General features: G+C 59.8%; 16 protein-coding genes. 12 read left to right on the top strand and 4 right to left on the bottom strand.

Going from position 1 to position 15,402, the window contains the following annotated elements:
- Positions 1-10: 10 nt before the first annotated feature.
- Positions 11-673, top strand: a complete 663-nt coding sequence (locus tag MARHY_RS04400) for a hypothetical protein (RefSeq protein ID WP_011785793.1) — start codon at positions 11-13, stop codon at positions 671-673.
- Here MARHY_RS04400 and MARHY_RS04395 read toward each other — a convergent pair.
- Both MARHY_RS04395 and dinB read right to left on the bottom strand, forming a co-directional pair.
- A complete protein-coding gene (locus MARHY_RS04395; protein WP_014420728.1) occupies positions 661-2,070 on the bottom strand; it encodes a pectin acetylesterase-family hydrolase in 1,410 nt (469 codons plus the stop codon). The two genes, MARHY_RS04400 and MARHY_RS04395, sit on opposite strands and share 13 nt — an antisense overlap.
- Before the next feature lie 161 nt (positions 2,071-2,231).
- Positions 2,232-3,293 carry a DNA polymerase IV gene (gene dinB, locus MARHY_RS04390; protein ID WP_014420727.1) on the bottom strand — a complete coding sequence of 354 codons (1,062 nt, stop codon included), beginning with the start codon at positions 3,291-3,293 and terminating at the stop codon, positions 2,232-2,234.
- Positions 3,294-3,405: 112 nt separating this feature from the next.
- Here dinB and MARHY_RS04385 point away from each other — a divergent pair, with 112 nt between their 5' ends.
- The 5 genes from MARHY_RS04385 (at position 3,406) to minE (ending at position 5,952) form a co-directional block, all read left to right on the top strand.
- Positions 3,406-3,684 (top strand): DUF1244 domain-containing protein, encoded by a 279-nt coding sequence (locus MARHY_RS04385; protein ID WP_011785796.1) that lies wholly within the window; start codon positions 3,406-3,408, stop codon positions 3,682-3,684.
- A complete protein-coding gene (locus MARHY_RS04380) occupies positions 3,684-4,073 on the top strand; it encodes a HopJ type III effector protein (RefSeq protein ID WP_011785797.1) in 390 nt (129 codons plus the stop codon). Before MARHY_RS04385 ends, MARHY_RS04380 begins: the two co-directional genes overlap by 1 nt.
- On the top strand, positions 4,070-4,819 hold the full coding sequence (gene minC / locus MARHY_RS04375) for a septum site-determining protein MinC (RefSeq protein ID WP_014420726.1): 750 nt from the start codon (positions 4,070-4,072) through the stop codon (positions 4,817-4,819). The genes MARHY_RS04380 and minC overlap by 4 nt, the downstream gene beginning before the upstream one ends.
- Before the next feature lie 65 nt (positions 4,820-4,884).
- Positions 4,885-5,697, top strand: a complete 813-nt coding sequence (gene minD, locus MARHY_RS04370; protein ID WP_011785799.1) for a septum site-determining protein MinD — start codon at positions 4,885-4,887, stop codon at positions 5,695-5,697.
- A 3-nt stretch (positions 5,698-5,700) separates the two neighbouring features.
- Positions 5,701-5,952: a cell division topological specificity factor MinE gene (gene minE / locus MARHY_RS04365; RefSeq protein WP_011785800.1), complete on the top strand. Its 252-nt coding sequence runs from the start codon at positions 5,701-5,703 to the stop codon at positions 5,950-5,952.
- Between the two features lie 14 nt (positions 5,953-5,966).
- Here the strand turns inward: minE and MARHY_RS04360 are convergent, their stop codons facing one another.
- On the bottom strand, positions 5,967-6,974 hold the full coding sequence (locus MARHY_RS04360) for a DUF2804 domain-containing protein (protein ID WP_011785801.1): 1,008 nt from the start codon (positions 6,972-6,974) through the stop codon (positions 5,967-5,969).
- A 137-nt stretch (positions 6,975-7,111) separates the two neighbouring features.
- On the opposite strand from MARHY_RS04360, the gene MARHY_RS04355 reads away from it, so the two are divergent.
- The 3 genes from MARHY_RS04355 to MARHY_RS04345 all read left to right on the top strand — a co-directional run bounded on the left by MARHY_RS04355 (position 7,112) and on the right by MARHY_RS04345 (position 9,822).
- Positions 7,112-7,837, top strand: a complete 726-nt coding sequence (locus MARHY_RS04355) for an START domain-containing protein (RefSeq protein ID WP_014420723.1) — start codon at positions 7,112-7,114, stop codon at positions 7,835-7,837.
- 83 nt (positions 7,838-7,920) lie between these two features.
- Complete coding sequence (locus MARHY_RS04350) at positions 7,921-8,412, top strand: CBS domain-containing protein (RefSeq protein ID WP_014420722.1); 492 nt, start codon at positions 7,921-7,923, stop codon at positions 8,410-8,412.
- Between the two features lie 24 nt (positions 8,413-8,436).
- The gene (locus tag MARHY_RS04345; protein WP_011785804.1) at positions 8,437-9,822 is read left to right on the top strand and encodes a PhoH family protein; all 1,386 of its coding nucleotides are present in this window, start codon (positions 8,437-8,439) and stop codon (positions 9,820-9,822) included.
- Positions 9,823-9,825: 3 nt separating this feature from the next.
- Here the strand turns inward: MARHY_RS04345 and MARHY_RS04340 are convergent, their stop codons facing one another.
- Complete coding sequence (locus MARHY_RS04340) at positions 9,826-10,833, bottom strand: AraC family transcriptional regulator (RefSeq protein WP_011785805.1); 1,008 nt, start codon at positions 10,831-10,833, stop codon at positions 9,826-9,828.
- 90 nt (positions 10,834-10,923) lie between these two features.
- On the opposite strand from MARHY_RS04340, the gene MARHY_RS04335 reads away from it, so the two are divergent.
- Genes MARHY_RS04335 through MARHY_RS04325 form a run of 3 tightly spaced genes read left to right on the top strand, consistent with a single transcriptional unit; the run spans position 10,924 to position 15,384 of the window.
- A complete protein-coding gene (locus MARHY_RS04335; protein WP_014420719.1) occupies positions 10,924-12,537 on the top strand; it encodes an FAD-binding dehydrogenase in 1,614 nt (537 codons plus the stop codon).
- Positions 12,538-12,541: 4 nt separating this feature from the next.
- Positions 12,542-13,729, top strand: coding sequence for an L-lactate dehydrogenase (locus tag MARHY_RS04330; protein WP_014420718.1), 1,188 nt, complete (start codon positions 12,542-12,544; stop codon positions 13,727-13,729).
- Positions 13,726-15,384 (top strand): acetolactate synthase large subunit, encoded by a 1,659-nt coding sequence (locus MARHY_RS04325; RefSeq protein WP_014420717.1) that lies wholly within the window; start codon positions 13,726-13,728, stop codon positions 15,382-15,384. Before MARHY_RS04330 ends, MARHY_RS04325 begins: the two co-directional genes overlap by 4 nt.
- Positions 15,385-15,402: the final 18 nt, after the last annotated feature.

Raw genomic sequence — 15,402 nt, 5'->3', positions numbered from 1 at the left:
GGAGTGAGTCATGAACACAAAGATCCTGCTGGTCACCGGGGCCGCAATTATTCTGGCGCTGGCGCTCCTGTGGCCGACCAATACCCCGCCACCCGAGTTACCACCAGCCGGAAACGCTCCGGATACCGCTTCAGATCCGGACGAGGCACCCCCGCCCTCTTCCGATACCCTGACACCTGAACAACAGGCACTGCTGGACAACCCCAAGGTCAAGGCTTACGCCCAGCGGCTTGAATTTGAAGATGACCTGCACGATTTCTTTGCCAACGCCCCATCTCTCCCCGAACAGAAGCGCCGGGCCCAGGCCGATGCCCTGCAAGAGCGTATGAACGAATACGAAGGATCTGCGCAGGTGAGTGCTCCGGAAGCCGCGTTGATTCAACTGGCGATGATCCAGATTCTGGAGCCGGATGAGGAGGCTGCAAAAGCCGCCGCACAGCAACTCATGGACCGGTACCGGGCTGAATCCGGAGCCAGACTGCAGGCCTGGCTGGAGGAACCCAGGCCGGACTTCGAACGCTACAAGGCCCGGGAAAAGGCAATTGTGGAAGAAGTGATGGCCATGGATGATATTCCCGGCGGACTGACCCGGGACCAATACCTGCGTGAGCGCCTTCAGGAAGCTCGGGTAGAGGCCATGGGCCGGTCCGCCGGCAATAATCAGAGCAACTGATCCAGCGACCAGTACAACAGGTTGAACGGTTTGTTGTAATCGGCCACCGTATCGGTCTCCGAGGCCTGCATCACCGCACCGCTGCCATTCATCACGTTATTGACGAAATCCCCCAGTTCCAGGCCCAACTCCTGAATATCCGAATTGGCGAACTCGATAATGGACGTGCAGTGACTTTCATTCACGTCCCGAAACATGGGCAGGTAATAGCCGAAGTTATCCAGCCCGGCCAGCGTCTGCGTCAACCGTTCGGTATCCACGGCCCACTTCTGATGCAGCAAAGCCTCCTTGGTGGCCTGATCCGGCGCATTCTCGATCTCCGGGAAGAAGCGCTCATAGGAATAGGAGGAGTAGTTCAGGTCCCGCCAGAAATGCGTATGCCCCATACGGTCCTGTGGCAGCGCCGTCGCCAGCGCAGGATACAGGCTGCCGAGGTCATTCAGGTTCAGTGCCGGTAAACCGGACTTCAGGTAAGCCAGCGGGCCGCCCGGCTGGTCCAGCCCCCAGGATTGCCTGATGAAGCTCTGTAGCAGCACCGAAGGATACTGCTGAGGGTCGGCGCCAACCGGCGCACTGAAGGCAGGGCCTGAATCGTTGATCAGGAAACTTCGAGTCGGCGCCATGTCCCGCCGGGTTGGGTGATAGTTGGTCAGGCCACCAATGCCACCAGCACTGCAACCGGTCGCCAGCATCTGCCCGGGGCGTTGCAGGTTGTCCTTGAGCCAGCTGATCACCGCCCGGGTATTCCTCAGGCCGTTGTGATGCCAGATCAGAGGTTCCGCCTCGCCTTCAGGATCTTCATACACCGCCACCCGGTCACCGGAATAGATATCCCCCGTACAGTAGGGTACGTAGACCATGTTCCAGTTCTGGGTTTTTACCCGGGTCCAGGGATGCAGACGAACCACAAACGGGCTCACCAGGCTGGCGCCGGGATTCAACAGAGACATGTAATCATCCGGGATACCATCGGGATTACGAGCTCCCCGGATCCCGGTCTGGCCACTGCAACTCTCGTAATCCCAGCAGGCACCGCCACCTTCAAAATAAACCACGGTATTGGAAGTGTTCGGCACCCGGTTCACGAAGAACTTGTACTCCGAACCGTTACCGCATACAGCGCCGGTTTCCGGCGCCAGTGCGATGGTCTGCCACTGGTAGTAGGCCCCCGCCGAGAAATTCTCGTAGCCATCGGGATTGGCCAACAAAGGGTAGGCACCCTGGCGCTGATCCGATGTCACCGGATTATCGGCACCGGGCGGCGACGCCAGGTTACCCAGAGTTCGCCAGAATCCATAATCCCCCAGCTCCGCCGATACCGGAGCCGACAGCAACAATAACAACAAGCCCGCCAGCGCACCGGAGCGCCAGGGGCCACAACAGCCAGCTTTGTTCATTCTTGTTCTCCTGCGATTGTTGTTTCGGGGCGGGCGTGGCCCGCAACGCTTACAGCAGGATAGCGTCACCTAAAAGCTAGAGGTGACACACTGTCACGTCAAAGCGGCAGCCATACCGTTTTAAACTAAAAAAATGGCGGATATGCCCGCGGGGACCGAAGTCAGTCAAACAGGCGCAACTGGGTGACCGGAGCATCGTCATTGCGGAACCGGACACCCACGCCCAGCAGGCGAACCGGGCGGTCTTTGGGCATCAGCTCTTCGAGCAGTGGCTGGAAATCCATCAGGGCCGGCTCGGTGACGGACTCCCGAACCCGCTCCAGCGTGTGGGTGGAAAAATCGCTGTAGCGGATTTTCACGAACAGCTTGTGTATCGGCTTGTGCTGCCCCTTGCGCGAGAGGCGAAGATTGAGGTCGGCCACCAGGGCCGGCATCACGGTATCGCAGGCGCTCCGGTCCGGGAGGTCCTGGGAAAAGGTACGCTCGACGCTCACCGACTTGGCCACCCGCGACACCACAACGGGGCGATTGTCCCGGCCATGGGCCATTTCAAACAAACGATAGCCCTGTTTGCCAAACTTCTCGATCAACACGTCGGCACCCAGCGCCTGCATATCGCCACAGGTTTTCACACCCAGGGCGTGCAGCCGGGCCGCGGTCACCTGCCCTACACCGAAGAGCTTTTCCACCGGCAGCTCGCTTACAAAGTCGGCCACCTCCGGCGGCGTAATCACAAACAGACCATCGGGCTTGCGCCAGTCACTGGCAATTTTGGCAAGGAACTTGTTGGGGGCCACGCCGGCGGAAATGGTAATGCCGACTTCCCTGCTCACCCGCTCCCGCAGGTGCCGCGCCATCAAGGTGGCACTGCCCTTGAACGCGTCAACATCGGTCACATCCAGAAACGCCTCATCCAGGGACAAGGGCTCAACCAGATCGGTCATCTCCCGCAGTATCGCCATCACCTGCTGGGAAACTGCCCGGTAACGGCCCATGTCCGGCGGTACCGTGACCAGGCCGGGGCACAACCGCCGGGCTTCGCTGCCGGGCATGGCCGAACGCACGCCAAAAGCCCGGGCCCGGTAGTTGCAGGTGGTCACCACACCACGGCCGCCCTCGCCACCCACCGCCAGCGGAACATCCCGCAAGCTTGGGTCGTCACGCATCTCGACGGCGGCATAGAAGCAGTCGCAGTCCACATGAATGATCTTGCGCTGGGCCATAGGGGCGGGCTCACGTTAACAATCTGTACGTTTATACAGCCTTGTATCTTACGGTAACATGCCGAGAATGTCAGGAAATCCCGATAGTCCCGGCAAGCAACAGCGAGGCCCCATGAGTAACCCGATTCCCGAGTCTGAACGCACCGAAATCGAAGCCGCCGCCTTCCGGCGCCTGGTGCAGCACCTGCGTGAAAACAACGACGTCCAGAACATCGACCTGATGAATCTGGCGGGTTTCTGTCGCAACTGCCTGTCCAAATGGTATCGGGCCGAAGCGGGAGAGCGGGGGTTCGACATTTCAGATCCGGACGCCCGGGAAGAAATCTACGGCATGCCGTACGAAGAATGGAAAGCCAACTACCAGACCGGCCCCAAGCAGGATCACAAATAATGAATGTTAATGAAGCGGTTCGTATCCACCTGGCCTCAGTGCAGGCCGGTCATGCCGATTTCGACGACACCCTGAAACTGATCAATCAGTATTTCGAATTTCGGCCCACCGGTTTCAGCAACGGCCCGCTTCGCAACGAGACTGGCGAAAACGCTGGCTCCTGCCGGGTCTTCGGCCTGGGTCAGTACTGTAATCTGAGCGAGACCGACACCCTGCGCCTGTTCGCCCAACACTACGAGCAGGTGCTCGGCGACCCGGCCGGGGACAGCCATGGTAACATTCGCCAGTTTATCAGCACGGGCTGGTCCGGCATCCGTTTCGATGCCCCTCCGCTGCGCGCCCTCGGAGATGCCCATGCCTCAGACACCGGAGAACAGGTCCATCCATGAGCGATTCCGCAGCCACCGACACAAAACAGAGCTTTCAACTGAAGAGTGCCAGTGTTTCCCTGACCGCCCTTGAGCTTTACTACTTCGACAACGACGAATTTGAAGCCAATCTTCGGGACAAGATCAGCCAGGCGCCGGGCTTCTTCAAAGACATCCCGCTGATTATCAGCCTGGAGAAATATGAAGGCCTTGACAGCGAACTCGATTTTTTCAAGATGATCGGGACCTGCCGCCGCCACAACATCCATGTGATTGGCGTACGTGCCGCCAACGACGATCAGCGCCGGCTTGCCCGGGGAGCCTCCCTGGCACTGCTGCCCGGCGGCAGCCTGAAAGAAAAGCCGGCCCAGGAAGCTCCGGCACAAGCCGAACCGGAAGCGGCCGCTGCACCGGAGCCTGCAAACGAACCGGCACCGGCAAAAATCATCAATCAACCGGTTCGATCAGGGCAGCAGGTATACGCGCCGGAAGGCGATCTGATCATCCTTGCGCCGGTGCAGGCTGGAGCCGAAGTTCTGGCTGCCGGCAATATTCATGTATACGGCCCGTTACGCGGGCGGGCGCTGGCCGGCATTCACGGTGCCGAGTCTGCCCGGGTGTTCTGCCAGTCACTTGAGGCGGAGCTTGTGTCCATCGCCGGACACTATAAAATCTCCGAAGATCTTCAGGACATTGGCTGGAAAAGCGCTGTGCAGATCCAGCTCAGGGACGATGTACTGGTGGTGACGCCACTGGACAAGGCCTGATGTTGTGACAACCGATAACAACAGTTGAAACCATGACGAATCCACCGAGAAACAGGAACTGAACCTTGGCTAGAATCATTGTCGTTACCTCAGGAAAAGGCGGCGTGGGCAAAACCACCACCAGCGCCTCCATCAGCACTGGTCTGGCAAAGCGTGGCCACAAGACCGTCGTGATTGATTTCGACGTGGGTCTGCGCAACCTGGACCTGATCATGAACTGCGAACGCCGGGTGGTGTACGACTTCGTTAACGTCATTCAGGGCGAAGCGACTCTCAACCAGGCCCTGATCAAGGACAAGCGGGTAGAAACGCTCTACATCCTGCCTGCCTCCCAGACCCGCGAGAAGGAAGCTCTCACCAAAGATGGTGTGGAGAAGGTCATCAACGAACTGTCCGAAACCTTCGACTACATCGTGTGCGACTCCCCGGCCGGCATCGAACATGGCGCCCTGATGGCGCTCTACTATGCCGACGAGGCGATTGTCGTAACCAACCCGGAAGTCTCATCGGTACGGGATTCAGACCGCATCCTGGGCATACTGCAGAGCAAATCCCGGCGAGCGGAAATGGGGCAGGACCCAGTCAAGGAACACCTGCTACTGACCCGCTACAACCCGGACCGGGTAGAAAAAGGCGAGATGCTGTCGGTACAGGATGTTGAGGAAATCCTGGCCATTCCCTTGCTTGGCGTGATTCCCGAGAGCCAGATCGTACTGAATGCCTCCAACCAGGGCCTGCCGGTCATTCTGGAGGAGCAAAGCGATGCCGGCCAGGCCTATGAAGATGCCGTTGCGAGGCTGCTGGGCGAGGAACGGGAACACCGTTTCATGACGTCCCAGAAAAAAGGCTTCTTCTCACGGATGTTCAAAGGGGGCTAAGGGATGAGTTTTTTCGATTACTTCAGAAGCAAGAAAAACAGTACGGCCAGTGTCGCCAAGGAGCGACTGCAGATTATCGTGGCCCATGAGCGGGGCCAGCGTGAACAGCCGGACTACCTGCCCCAGCTGCAGCAGGAGCTGTTGCAGGTGATCCGCAAGTACGTTCAGATCAGCGACGACATGGTACAGGTGGAGGTGGATCGCAATGACCACTGCTCCGTGCTGGAATTGAACGTCACCCTGCCCGAAAAGTGATGGCTACGCCCGGTTTACCACCGGGCAAAGTGATCTTCCATCAATCCCCGTAACCCGTTTACGGGGATTTTTTTGCCGCTTTCATCCGCAACCGTACCCTGGAAAGTGCCCACAAACTGACGGAAATTGGAGGCAATAACCCAGGCGTTGAGCTTTTCCCGGCGCGCGCCAGCGGGCACGAAACGGAGGTCAACGCGGCCATCGTCGGTGGTGACCCGCCAGTCTGCCCCGGGCTGATAGCGATCAAACTCGAATCGGGCCGGCCCCAGCAGAATGCGACGTCCGTCGAGCCAGAGCGCGTTCTCGGTCATCCCGGTCTCGTTCACACCAGCGGCCAGGTTCAGCCCCACTGAAACACCATTGTCGGCAACCCCAGCCAGACTGGCCCAGTTCCAGGCAGTCTCCCGGCGCATGAAGCCGCAGCTCCAGTCGATGGACCCACGGGTAGACTCATCGCAACGCCAGACCACATCGCCCAGGCGCACTTCACCGTCCACCGTCAGCCCGGCCGATTTCCGGGTGAACACCCAGCCGTTGTATCCGGCCGGCGACACCAGCCGCAAGGGTTGTTCGGTGTCCCGCAACTCAAGATCCACCCGGATATTACCGGGTCCGCTCACTCTCACATTCCGACCGCCGGTGGCCGGTTCAATGGCCATGCTCAAGTCGCCTTTGCGGAACCGGGCGTGACCGCGTTCAGGATAGGGCTCTATGTTCGTGTTCCTGGCCAGAGGCTGCAAAAACGAATGCTCGAACATCTGTCCGCTCTCGAAATCGAACAGATAGAAAAAGCCATTACCCACCAGGTTCAGATCCACAATAGCCAGGCCAAACACCCAGCCCGGTGCCATCGCACTGACAAACTGGAACTGGTTGAAACGCCAGTGTCTGGCCAGGCGGGTCCGAGGCTTGTCCATCACCGTGCGCAGGTCGTAGTCGAGATAGTTGATGGTGTCGACAGGATGCTCCATCAGCCCTGGCGTTATTCGTCCGCGGGCATCTACCAGTTTCTGTGTTGTCATAATGTTCGTCAGATCAGGCCAATCGTGGTGTGCGTTGTGTAACTAAGCTACCTGGTTCACAAACCCCCGCATTCACAGGCGGGGGCCATTGCGCCCCGTGGTAGACTCGGCTCACTCTTACAACGGAAGTTTAGCCTATGACCACAACCAGAGCCCACGGCGTTAGCCGCCTGATTTCCGGCATTATGGGCCTGTTGATGACCTTGTCTGTGTCCGCCAGTGAAACCGGCCCGTTGCCATCGGAAGATGCCGAGGCCTGGTCACTGCGCAAGGAAGTGGACAATGTGCGGATATACACCATGGCGCGGGAAGGCTCGGGGTTCGAGGCTTTCAAGGCAGTAGCGGAACTGGACGTTCCTATCGAGAACCTGATGGCCGTCATGGTCAATCCGGAATCCTGTGAGGAATGGGTTCACAACTGCACCGAATCCCATGCCTTTGGGCAGGGGGACTTCCACGATCGCTATGCCTATTCGGTCAACGATATGCCGTGGCCGGTAGCCGACCGGGATTATGTACTGCGCATCCGTACCCGCGGCGACGCGTCCACCGGCGAGATTGTCATGGACCTCAACGCCACTCCCAACATGCGGGCCGAGTTCAACAGTCGCGTGCGGGTGGACCGCTCCGACACACTCTACCGGTTTACTCCCGAGGGCGACCGAACCCGAATGGTCTGGGTGCAGCACACCGAACCCAACGGCGCATTGCCCGGATGGCTGGTCAATAGCCTGATTGTCGATATACCGGTCAAATCCATCCTCGCACTGGAAGCCGTCGCCAAACAGGATCGCTATCAGGGTTACCAGTTGCAATGGGGCGAAGACGGCACATTGCAGGGCGTAAGCCCGGAAGCCCGTTAACCCGACCCACAATGCAGGGGTGACGGCAGGCCACGGAACGGCTAAGCTTCATCAAAAGCACAGCAAACGGAAGATGCCCGCACATGAGTGTTCTCGCCCATGAGATCATGACCCCGACCATCAAGGCTGTCCCCCACAACTGGACTATGGATCGCCTCGCCAGGTTCCTCACCGACAACGAAATCACCGGCAGCCCGGTTACCGACGACAACGGCGACATCATCGGCATAGCCACCCTCAAGGACATTACCGAATTCCGTTGGAATGCCTCCCGTTCCGGCGATCAGCCCAGGCTGACCGAAGAGGAGCAGGAAGAGGCCCGGCGTCTGCGTATGGTCATCTTCGAAGAGATGGGCAAGGTTCCGGTTGAGGTCCGGGACATCATGACGCCCATTGTTTTGTCGGTTGACGAAGACACGCCAGTGCGAGACATTGCCAATATCATGATGCGAGAGCACCTGCACCGGATCTTTGTCACCCGGGATTCAAAAATCACCGGTATCATAACCACTTATGACATGCTGAAACTGATCTCCGACAGAGACCTGACGCAACGCTGCGCCGAGACCGACTGAGCCACCAGAGAGGTAGCGCCCCCTATGCCAAGAGCACCGCAAGCTCGCCGGAAAATGTATGTCCTCGACACCAACGTCCTGATTCACGACCCGAATGCCCTCCTGAACTTTGAAGAACATGATGTCATCATTCCGATGACCGTCCTCGAAGAGCTCGACAGCCTGAAATCCGGCAAACAGACGGTTGCTGCCGACTGCCGCCAGGCCATTCGTAACATCGACAAACTGCTGGGTGATGCCAGCCCCAAGGACATCGAGAAAGGCGTGCCGATTCTGCGCGGCAAGAAAGCGGACCCACTGGGCACCCTCTCAATCATCATGAGCACCGAAGGTGCCGGCAATCATTCCCTGCCGGAGCACCTGAACGACAACAAGATCATCAACACCCTCGCCGCCCTGCAGGCACGCCACAAGTCACGGGATATCATCCTGGTCAGTAAAGACATCAACATGCGGTTAAAGGCCCGCGGCTTTGGTGTCGAAGCCCAGGACTACCACAACGACCAGCTACTTGACGACATTGACCTGCTGCCCAAGGGCTACAAGGAGTTCCCGAACTCGTTCTGGGACGGTATCGCCAAGGTGGAAACCATCCAGCGGGAGGGAGTGACGGAACACCTGCTCAAACGCGAAGGGGAACTGGCGAAACTGAACATCAACGAGTTCGTGATTGACGAGCAGGGCTTCATCGGCAAGGTAGTTGATATCTCCGAGGACCAACTGGTGCTCAAGGATCTGCACCAGCATGACCTGATGAATGAAGAAGTCTGGGGCCTGGTGCCCAGGGATATCTATCAGGCCATGGCCCTGAACCTGTTACTGGACCCCGACATCCACCTGGTGAACCTGACCGGCTCGGCGGGTTCCGGTAAAACCATTCTGGCCCTGGCCGCTTGTATTGAAATGACCGTGGCCAGCAAACTCTACAAACGCATCATCGCGACCCGCTCTACCCAGGGCCTGGATGAGGATATCGGTTTCCTGCCCGGTACCGAAGCCGAGAAAATGGAACCCTGGCTGGGTGCGATCGTGGACAACCTGGAAGCTTTGCACGAAGACGATGAGAACATGACCGCCAGCGTCGACTACATCCTCAGCAAAGTGCCTCTGCACTTCAAATCCATGAACTACATCCGGGGCCGCAGCTTCCAGCACAGCCTCATCATCATCGATGAATCACAGAACCTGACCCCGCACCAGATCAAGACCATCATCACCCGGGCCGGTAACGGCTCCAAGGTGATCTGCCTGGGCAACCTGGCGCAGATAGACACCCCCTATCTGAGCCCCCTGAGTTCCGGCCTGACCTACATGACTGAGCGCTTCAAGGGCTTCCGCCACGGCGGTCACATCCATCTGCAAGGCGTGCCCCGTTCGGTACTGGCAGAGTTTGCCGAAGCCAATCTGTAGGTTTCAGTGCGCCCCCTGTTTGCGCCAGCGAGCCGGGGGCATGCCAGTCCAGCGATGGAATGCCCGGTAAAAGGTACTGGCCTCTGCAAATCCGAGCGATAAAGCGATCTCTGCCAGGGACAACCCCGATTCCCGCACCGCCGCCAGGGCGAGCTCCCGGCGCACCTCGTCCAACAAGCTGTTGAACGTATAGCCCTGTGCCTCCAGCCGACGGGCCAACGTACGTTCGCTGAGCCCCAACATCCTGGCCGCTTCTGCCCGTCGTGGAAGGTTTGGCCCCATCCGGGCGACCAGCCATTGTCGAAGATCCTCTGCCGACACAGCGCCCTTTTCCAGCGCCGCCAGCCGTCCTGCATTGTACTGTTCATGTACACGGGCAAGGGCCGGATCTGCCTGTGGTAAAGGCCTGTCCAGCACCTCATTACCCACCAGCAAACCACTGAACGCCTGCTCGAACTCCACCGGGCAACCAAACACCTCCCGGTACCCTGACAGCGGCCCCAGACGGGCCTGACTGAATTGCACTCGCACAGGCCCAACCGCAGAACCGGCAATCCAGTCGGTCAGGCTGACCACGGCCGACAGCACCGCTTCAATCTGATGCGGACTGAACGCCAGACGCCCCTGCCGGGGGTGGTAGACAATCCAGGTGCCCCTGCTACCCGGTATCATCTGGAAGCGACCGCCATCAGAGATCAGCCGCTGGTATTTCTGGACCAGGGTGATGGCTTCGCGCAGCGTGGCGGCGCTCTGCATGGCGAAACTGACCGCATCAATACTGGCCGGCCGCACCCCGGCGCCAACTTTCAGACCAAACCCGGGATCCCGCGTGCACTGCTCCGCGGCGTGCCAGAGACGGGTAATGAAGTCGATGGGCCATCGTTCGAGAGACAGGGCCCCGGCCGGCAGACCAGCGGTTTCCAGCAACAGGTTCTCGGGAACGCCCAGATTCTTCGCGGCATCGATCACGGTATTGACCCAGCCCATCGATACGGTGGCTTCTAACGTCAATTATTATGGCCTCTGAAGTCAATTCAGAACCGATCATAGCGTTATATGGTCTGTAACAACAAAATCAAAAATACAATCCGGAAACGCACCATGGTGAAACCTGTTAGCTCAGACCTTTTGATTGCCGGCGGCGGACTGGCGGGCATTGTCACCGCCCTGGGAGCGCTGCGAGCTGGCAAGTCCGTAACCATTGTTGATCGTGACAGCCCCGAACGCTTCGGAGGTCTGGCGCTGTGGGCCTTTGGCGGCATGATGCTGATTGACACGCCGCTTCAGCGGCGCATGAGAATCGCCGATTCGCCGGAACTGGCGCTGAACGACTGGCTGCGTTTCGGCGAACTGGACCCGAACGATGAGTGGCCCATGCAGTGGGCCCGCTACTACGTTGAGCATTCCCGTACCGAGGTGCACGACTGGCTCGCCAACGAGGGCATCAAATTCATGCCGGCGGTGAACTGGGTGGAGCGAGGCCGTTTTGGCGATGGCAACAGCGTGCCCCGCTACCACATCACCTGGGGCACCTCCCGGGAACTGGTGCGCTGCATGGTCAATGCCCTGCACGAAGCCAGTACCGGTGGCAGACTGGCCATTCATCACCGGCACCGAATTACCGCACTCGACCATCAGGCCGGTGAGGTCTGTGGCGCCGTTGCCATCAACGAGGAAACCGGCGAAGAAGTGCGATTTGAGGCTGCGAATGTGGTGCTGGCTATGGGCGGTATCAACGGCAGCCACGCCGAGTGCCGGGCCAACTGGCCCAGACATCGGCCGCAACCGGCCACCATGCTTAACGGTGCCCACCCGTTTGCCGATGGCAAACTGCATCACTGGGCCAAAGACCACCTTGGCGCACGCATCACTCACGCCGGCGAAATGTGGAACTATGCCGCGGGCTTTCCCCACCCCTATCCGCATTTCCCGGGCCACGGCCTGTCTACGATACCGTGTAAATCCGCACTATGGTTGAACCACCGGGGCGAACGTATCGGGCCGGAGCCCCTGGTGACCGGCTTTGATACTCACTGGCTGTGCCAACGGGTAGCCGATCAGGAAAAACCCTGGACCTGGCACCTGCTGAACCGGCGCATCGCTCTGAAAGAATTTGCCATCTCCGGCGCTGAACACAACGCCCGCATCCGGGACAAACAATTCCCGCTGTTCCTGAAAGAACTGCTGCTGGGCAACAAACCGCTGGTGAATCAGATGCAGAACGAAAGCCGTCACTTCCTGGTGGATGACACCCTGGAAGGGCTGGCGAAGAAAATGAACGCCCTGACCTGCTCTCTGGACATTGACGCCGCCAACCTGCAGGCCACTGCCGATGCTTTCGATGCCAATTTCAGCAAGGGCGATCAACTGAACAACGATGCCCAAATCCGCATGATCCGCCACGCCCGCCAGTGGGGCCCGGACCGGCTGCGCACCTGCAAACCGGCACCTCTTCAGAAACCAGGCGCCGGGCCGTTTATCGCCATTCACATGCAACTGACTACCCGCAAGAGCCTGGGTGGCCTACGCACCGACCTGCAAAGCCGGGTAATGGATGCCAGCGGGCAACCCATCCGCGGCCTGTACTGTGTCGGCGAAGCGGCCGGTTTTGGCGGCGGTGGAAGCAATGGCAAACGGTCACTCGAAGGCACCTTCCTGCCCGGTTGCATTCTGACGGCGCGGGCTGCCGCCCGCTCCATCACCAAGGGAAACTGAGACCATGCCCCTGAGTTATCCGGCCACCGCCGCCGATTACCAGCAACTCGCCCGCCGTAAACTGCCCCGGTTTCTGGCAGATTACCTGGACGGCGGCGCTACCGAAGAACACACCCTGCGGGCCAATGTCCGCGGCTGGCAGGATATCGCCCTGCGCCAGCGTGTGTTGATTGATGTCGATAACGTGGACACCCGCACCGAGCTGGCCGGGCAATCCTGCAGCATGCCTGTCGCCCTGGCGCCTCTGGGGCTGGCCGGCATGATGGCACAACGGGGAGAAGCCCAGGCTGTGAAGGCAGCCAACTCCGCCGAGGTGCCTTTCACCCTCTCCACCGTTGGCATATGCCCGTTGGCAGAAGTGAAAGCAGCCGCCACGGCGCCCTTCTGGTTCCAGTTGTACATGATTCGTGACCGGGACTACGTAGACACCCTGCTGAAAAAAGCCTGGGATGCCGGCTGCCAGACGCTGATATTTACCATCGACCTGCCCCTACCCGGCCCCCGGCATCGGGATACCCGCAACGGCCTGAACAGCGCCGGCGCCCGTTCCGTTGCGCTCAAAGCGCAGCAGCTTCTATCGAGGCCCGGGTGGCTATGGCAGGTAGCCATAAAAGGTAACCCCCTCACCTTCGGCAATCTGAGCGACGCGGTGCCAGAGGCCAGTAACCTGGATTCCTTCAAGCAATGGGTCGATACCCAGTTCGACGCTTCCGTCACCTGGCAGGCCATCGAATGGCTGCGGGAACGCTGGCCCGGCAAGCTGATCCTGAAAGGCATTCTGGAAGTGGACGATGCCAAAGCAGCCGTCAACGTGGGTGCCGATGGCATCGTGGTGTCCAACCACGGCGGTCGCCAGCTCGACGGTGTAGCCGCCACCGCCAGCAAACTCCCGGATATCGTGGCCGCCGTCGGCAACGACACCGAAATCCTGGTGGATGGCGGCATTCGCAACGGCGTGGACGTTTTCCGGGCCCTCGCGCTGGGAGCCAACGGCGTGATGGTGGGCCGGCCCTGGGCCTGGGCCCTGGCTGCGGAAGGCCAGGCCGGATTAACCCGGCTCCTGAACACCTTGCAGCAGGAACTGAAACTGGCCATGACCCTGACCGGTGTCACCAGAATTGCCGATATCAACGAGACCCATCTCGACCGGACCAATACAAACGAATTGACCCAAGCTGGAGAACAACAATGACCAACGGCGCTCAGGCACTCATGAAAACCCTGGTGGATTCGGGTGTTGAAGTCTGTTTTACCAACCCGGGCACCAGCGAAATGCATTTTGTCGCCGCCCTGGACAGCGAACCCGGAATGCGGGCGGTACTGGCCCTGTTTGAAGGCGTCGCCACCGGTGCCGCCGACGGCTACGCCCGGATGGCGGACAAACCCGCTGCTACCCTGCTGCACCTGGGCTGTGGCCTGGGTAATGGCCTGGCCAATCTGCACAATGCACGCAAGGGTAAGGTACCGGTGGTCAACATTGTTGGCGACCATGCCACCTACCATGTGAAATACGACGCCCAGTTGCAGTCTGACATCGAAACGGTCGCTCGCAACATCTCCCCCAGTTTTGTGCGCACGTCACAAAGCACAGAAGCCCTTTGCCAGGATGCCGCCGAAGCCATCACCGCCGCCCGGGGCCTGCCAGGGCAGGTAGCCACTCTGATTCTGCCAGCGGATGTGTCCTGGGGCGAAGGCGGCAAGCCTTGTGCCGCACCCACTCAACCGCAAGCGCCTGCAGCTGAAGATAGCGCTGTTAAAGCGGCCGCAGAAGCCATTAAGAGCGGTAGGAAAACCGCCCTGCTGCTGGGTGGCCGCGCCTTGCGTGAGCCCGCTCTGCTGGAGGCGGCACGCATTGCCGCTCACAACGGTGTCACCCTGTTTGCCGAAACCTTCCCAACCCGCATTGAACGGGGCGCCGGCCTGCCGCCGGTGGAGCGGATCGCTTACCTGGCGGAACTGGCTACCCTGCAGCTCTCCGAGTTTGACCACCTGATTCTGGTGGATGCCAAGGCCCCGGTATCCTTCTTCGCCTATCCGGGCAAACAAAGCTACCTGGTGCCAGACAACTGCACGGCTCACACTCTGAGCACACCGGAGCAGGATGCCACCGCCAGCCTGAAAAAGCTGGCCGATACTCTCGGTGCCAGCAATGCCCAACCCAAGCTGCAGGCGCCCGGCCGCCCCGGTCTGCCCAAAGGTAAACTCACCGCCGAAAAGGTTTGCCGGGCGGTGGGCGAACTGATGCCCGAGAACAGCATTATCGTGGATGAAGCCATCACCTCCGGCCTGATGCTGAACGCCATGACCGCAGGCTCGCCACGGCACGACCTGATCACCCTCACCGGCGGGGCCATCGGGCAAGGCATGCCCAACGCCGTCGGCGCAGCCATCGCCTGTCCGGATCGCCAGGTTTACGCACTGATCGGTGACGGCACCGCCATGTATACCAACCAGGCCCTGTGGACCATGGCGAGGGAAAACCTGAACGTGACCACCATCATCTTCAACAACGCTTCCTACTCGATCCTGAACGTAGAACTGGAACGGGTTGGCGCAGAAGAAGCCGGTGCCAAGGCGAAATCCCAACTCGACATCAGTGGCCCGGTCACCAACTACGCGTTGCTGGCCCAGAGCATGGGCGTGCACGGCACCCGGGTAACCACGGCGGAAGAGCTGATCAAAGCCATGGAATACGCCAAACACAACCCCGGCCCGCACCTGATTGAAGCGGTGGTGCCGGAATCCCTGAATGGCGTAAAAAGAAAGGTGCTGCCCTGGCTGCTGAAGTCGCTGCCGAGCCTGCCAAGGCCGCTGACCAAAGCCCTGAAAAAGAAGATCGCGCCCTGATCCAGGCAAAAAAAAGGC

It is taken from the genome of Marinobacter nauticus ATCC 49840 (assembly GCF_000284615.1).
GTDB lineage: Bacteria > Pseudomonadota > Gammaproteobacteria > Pseudomonadales > Oleiphilaceae > Marinobacter > Marinobacter nauticus.
This window is presented reverse-complemented; position numbering and strand designations above follow the sequence as displayed.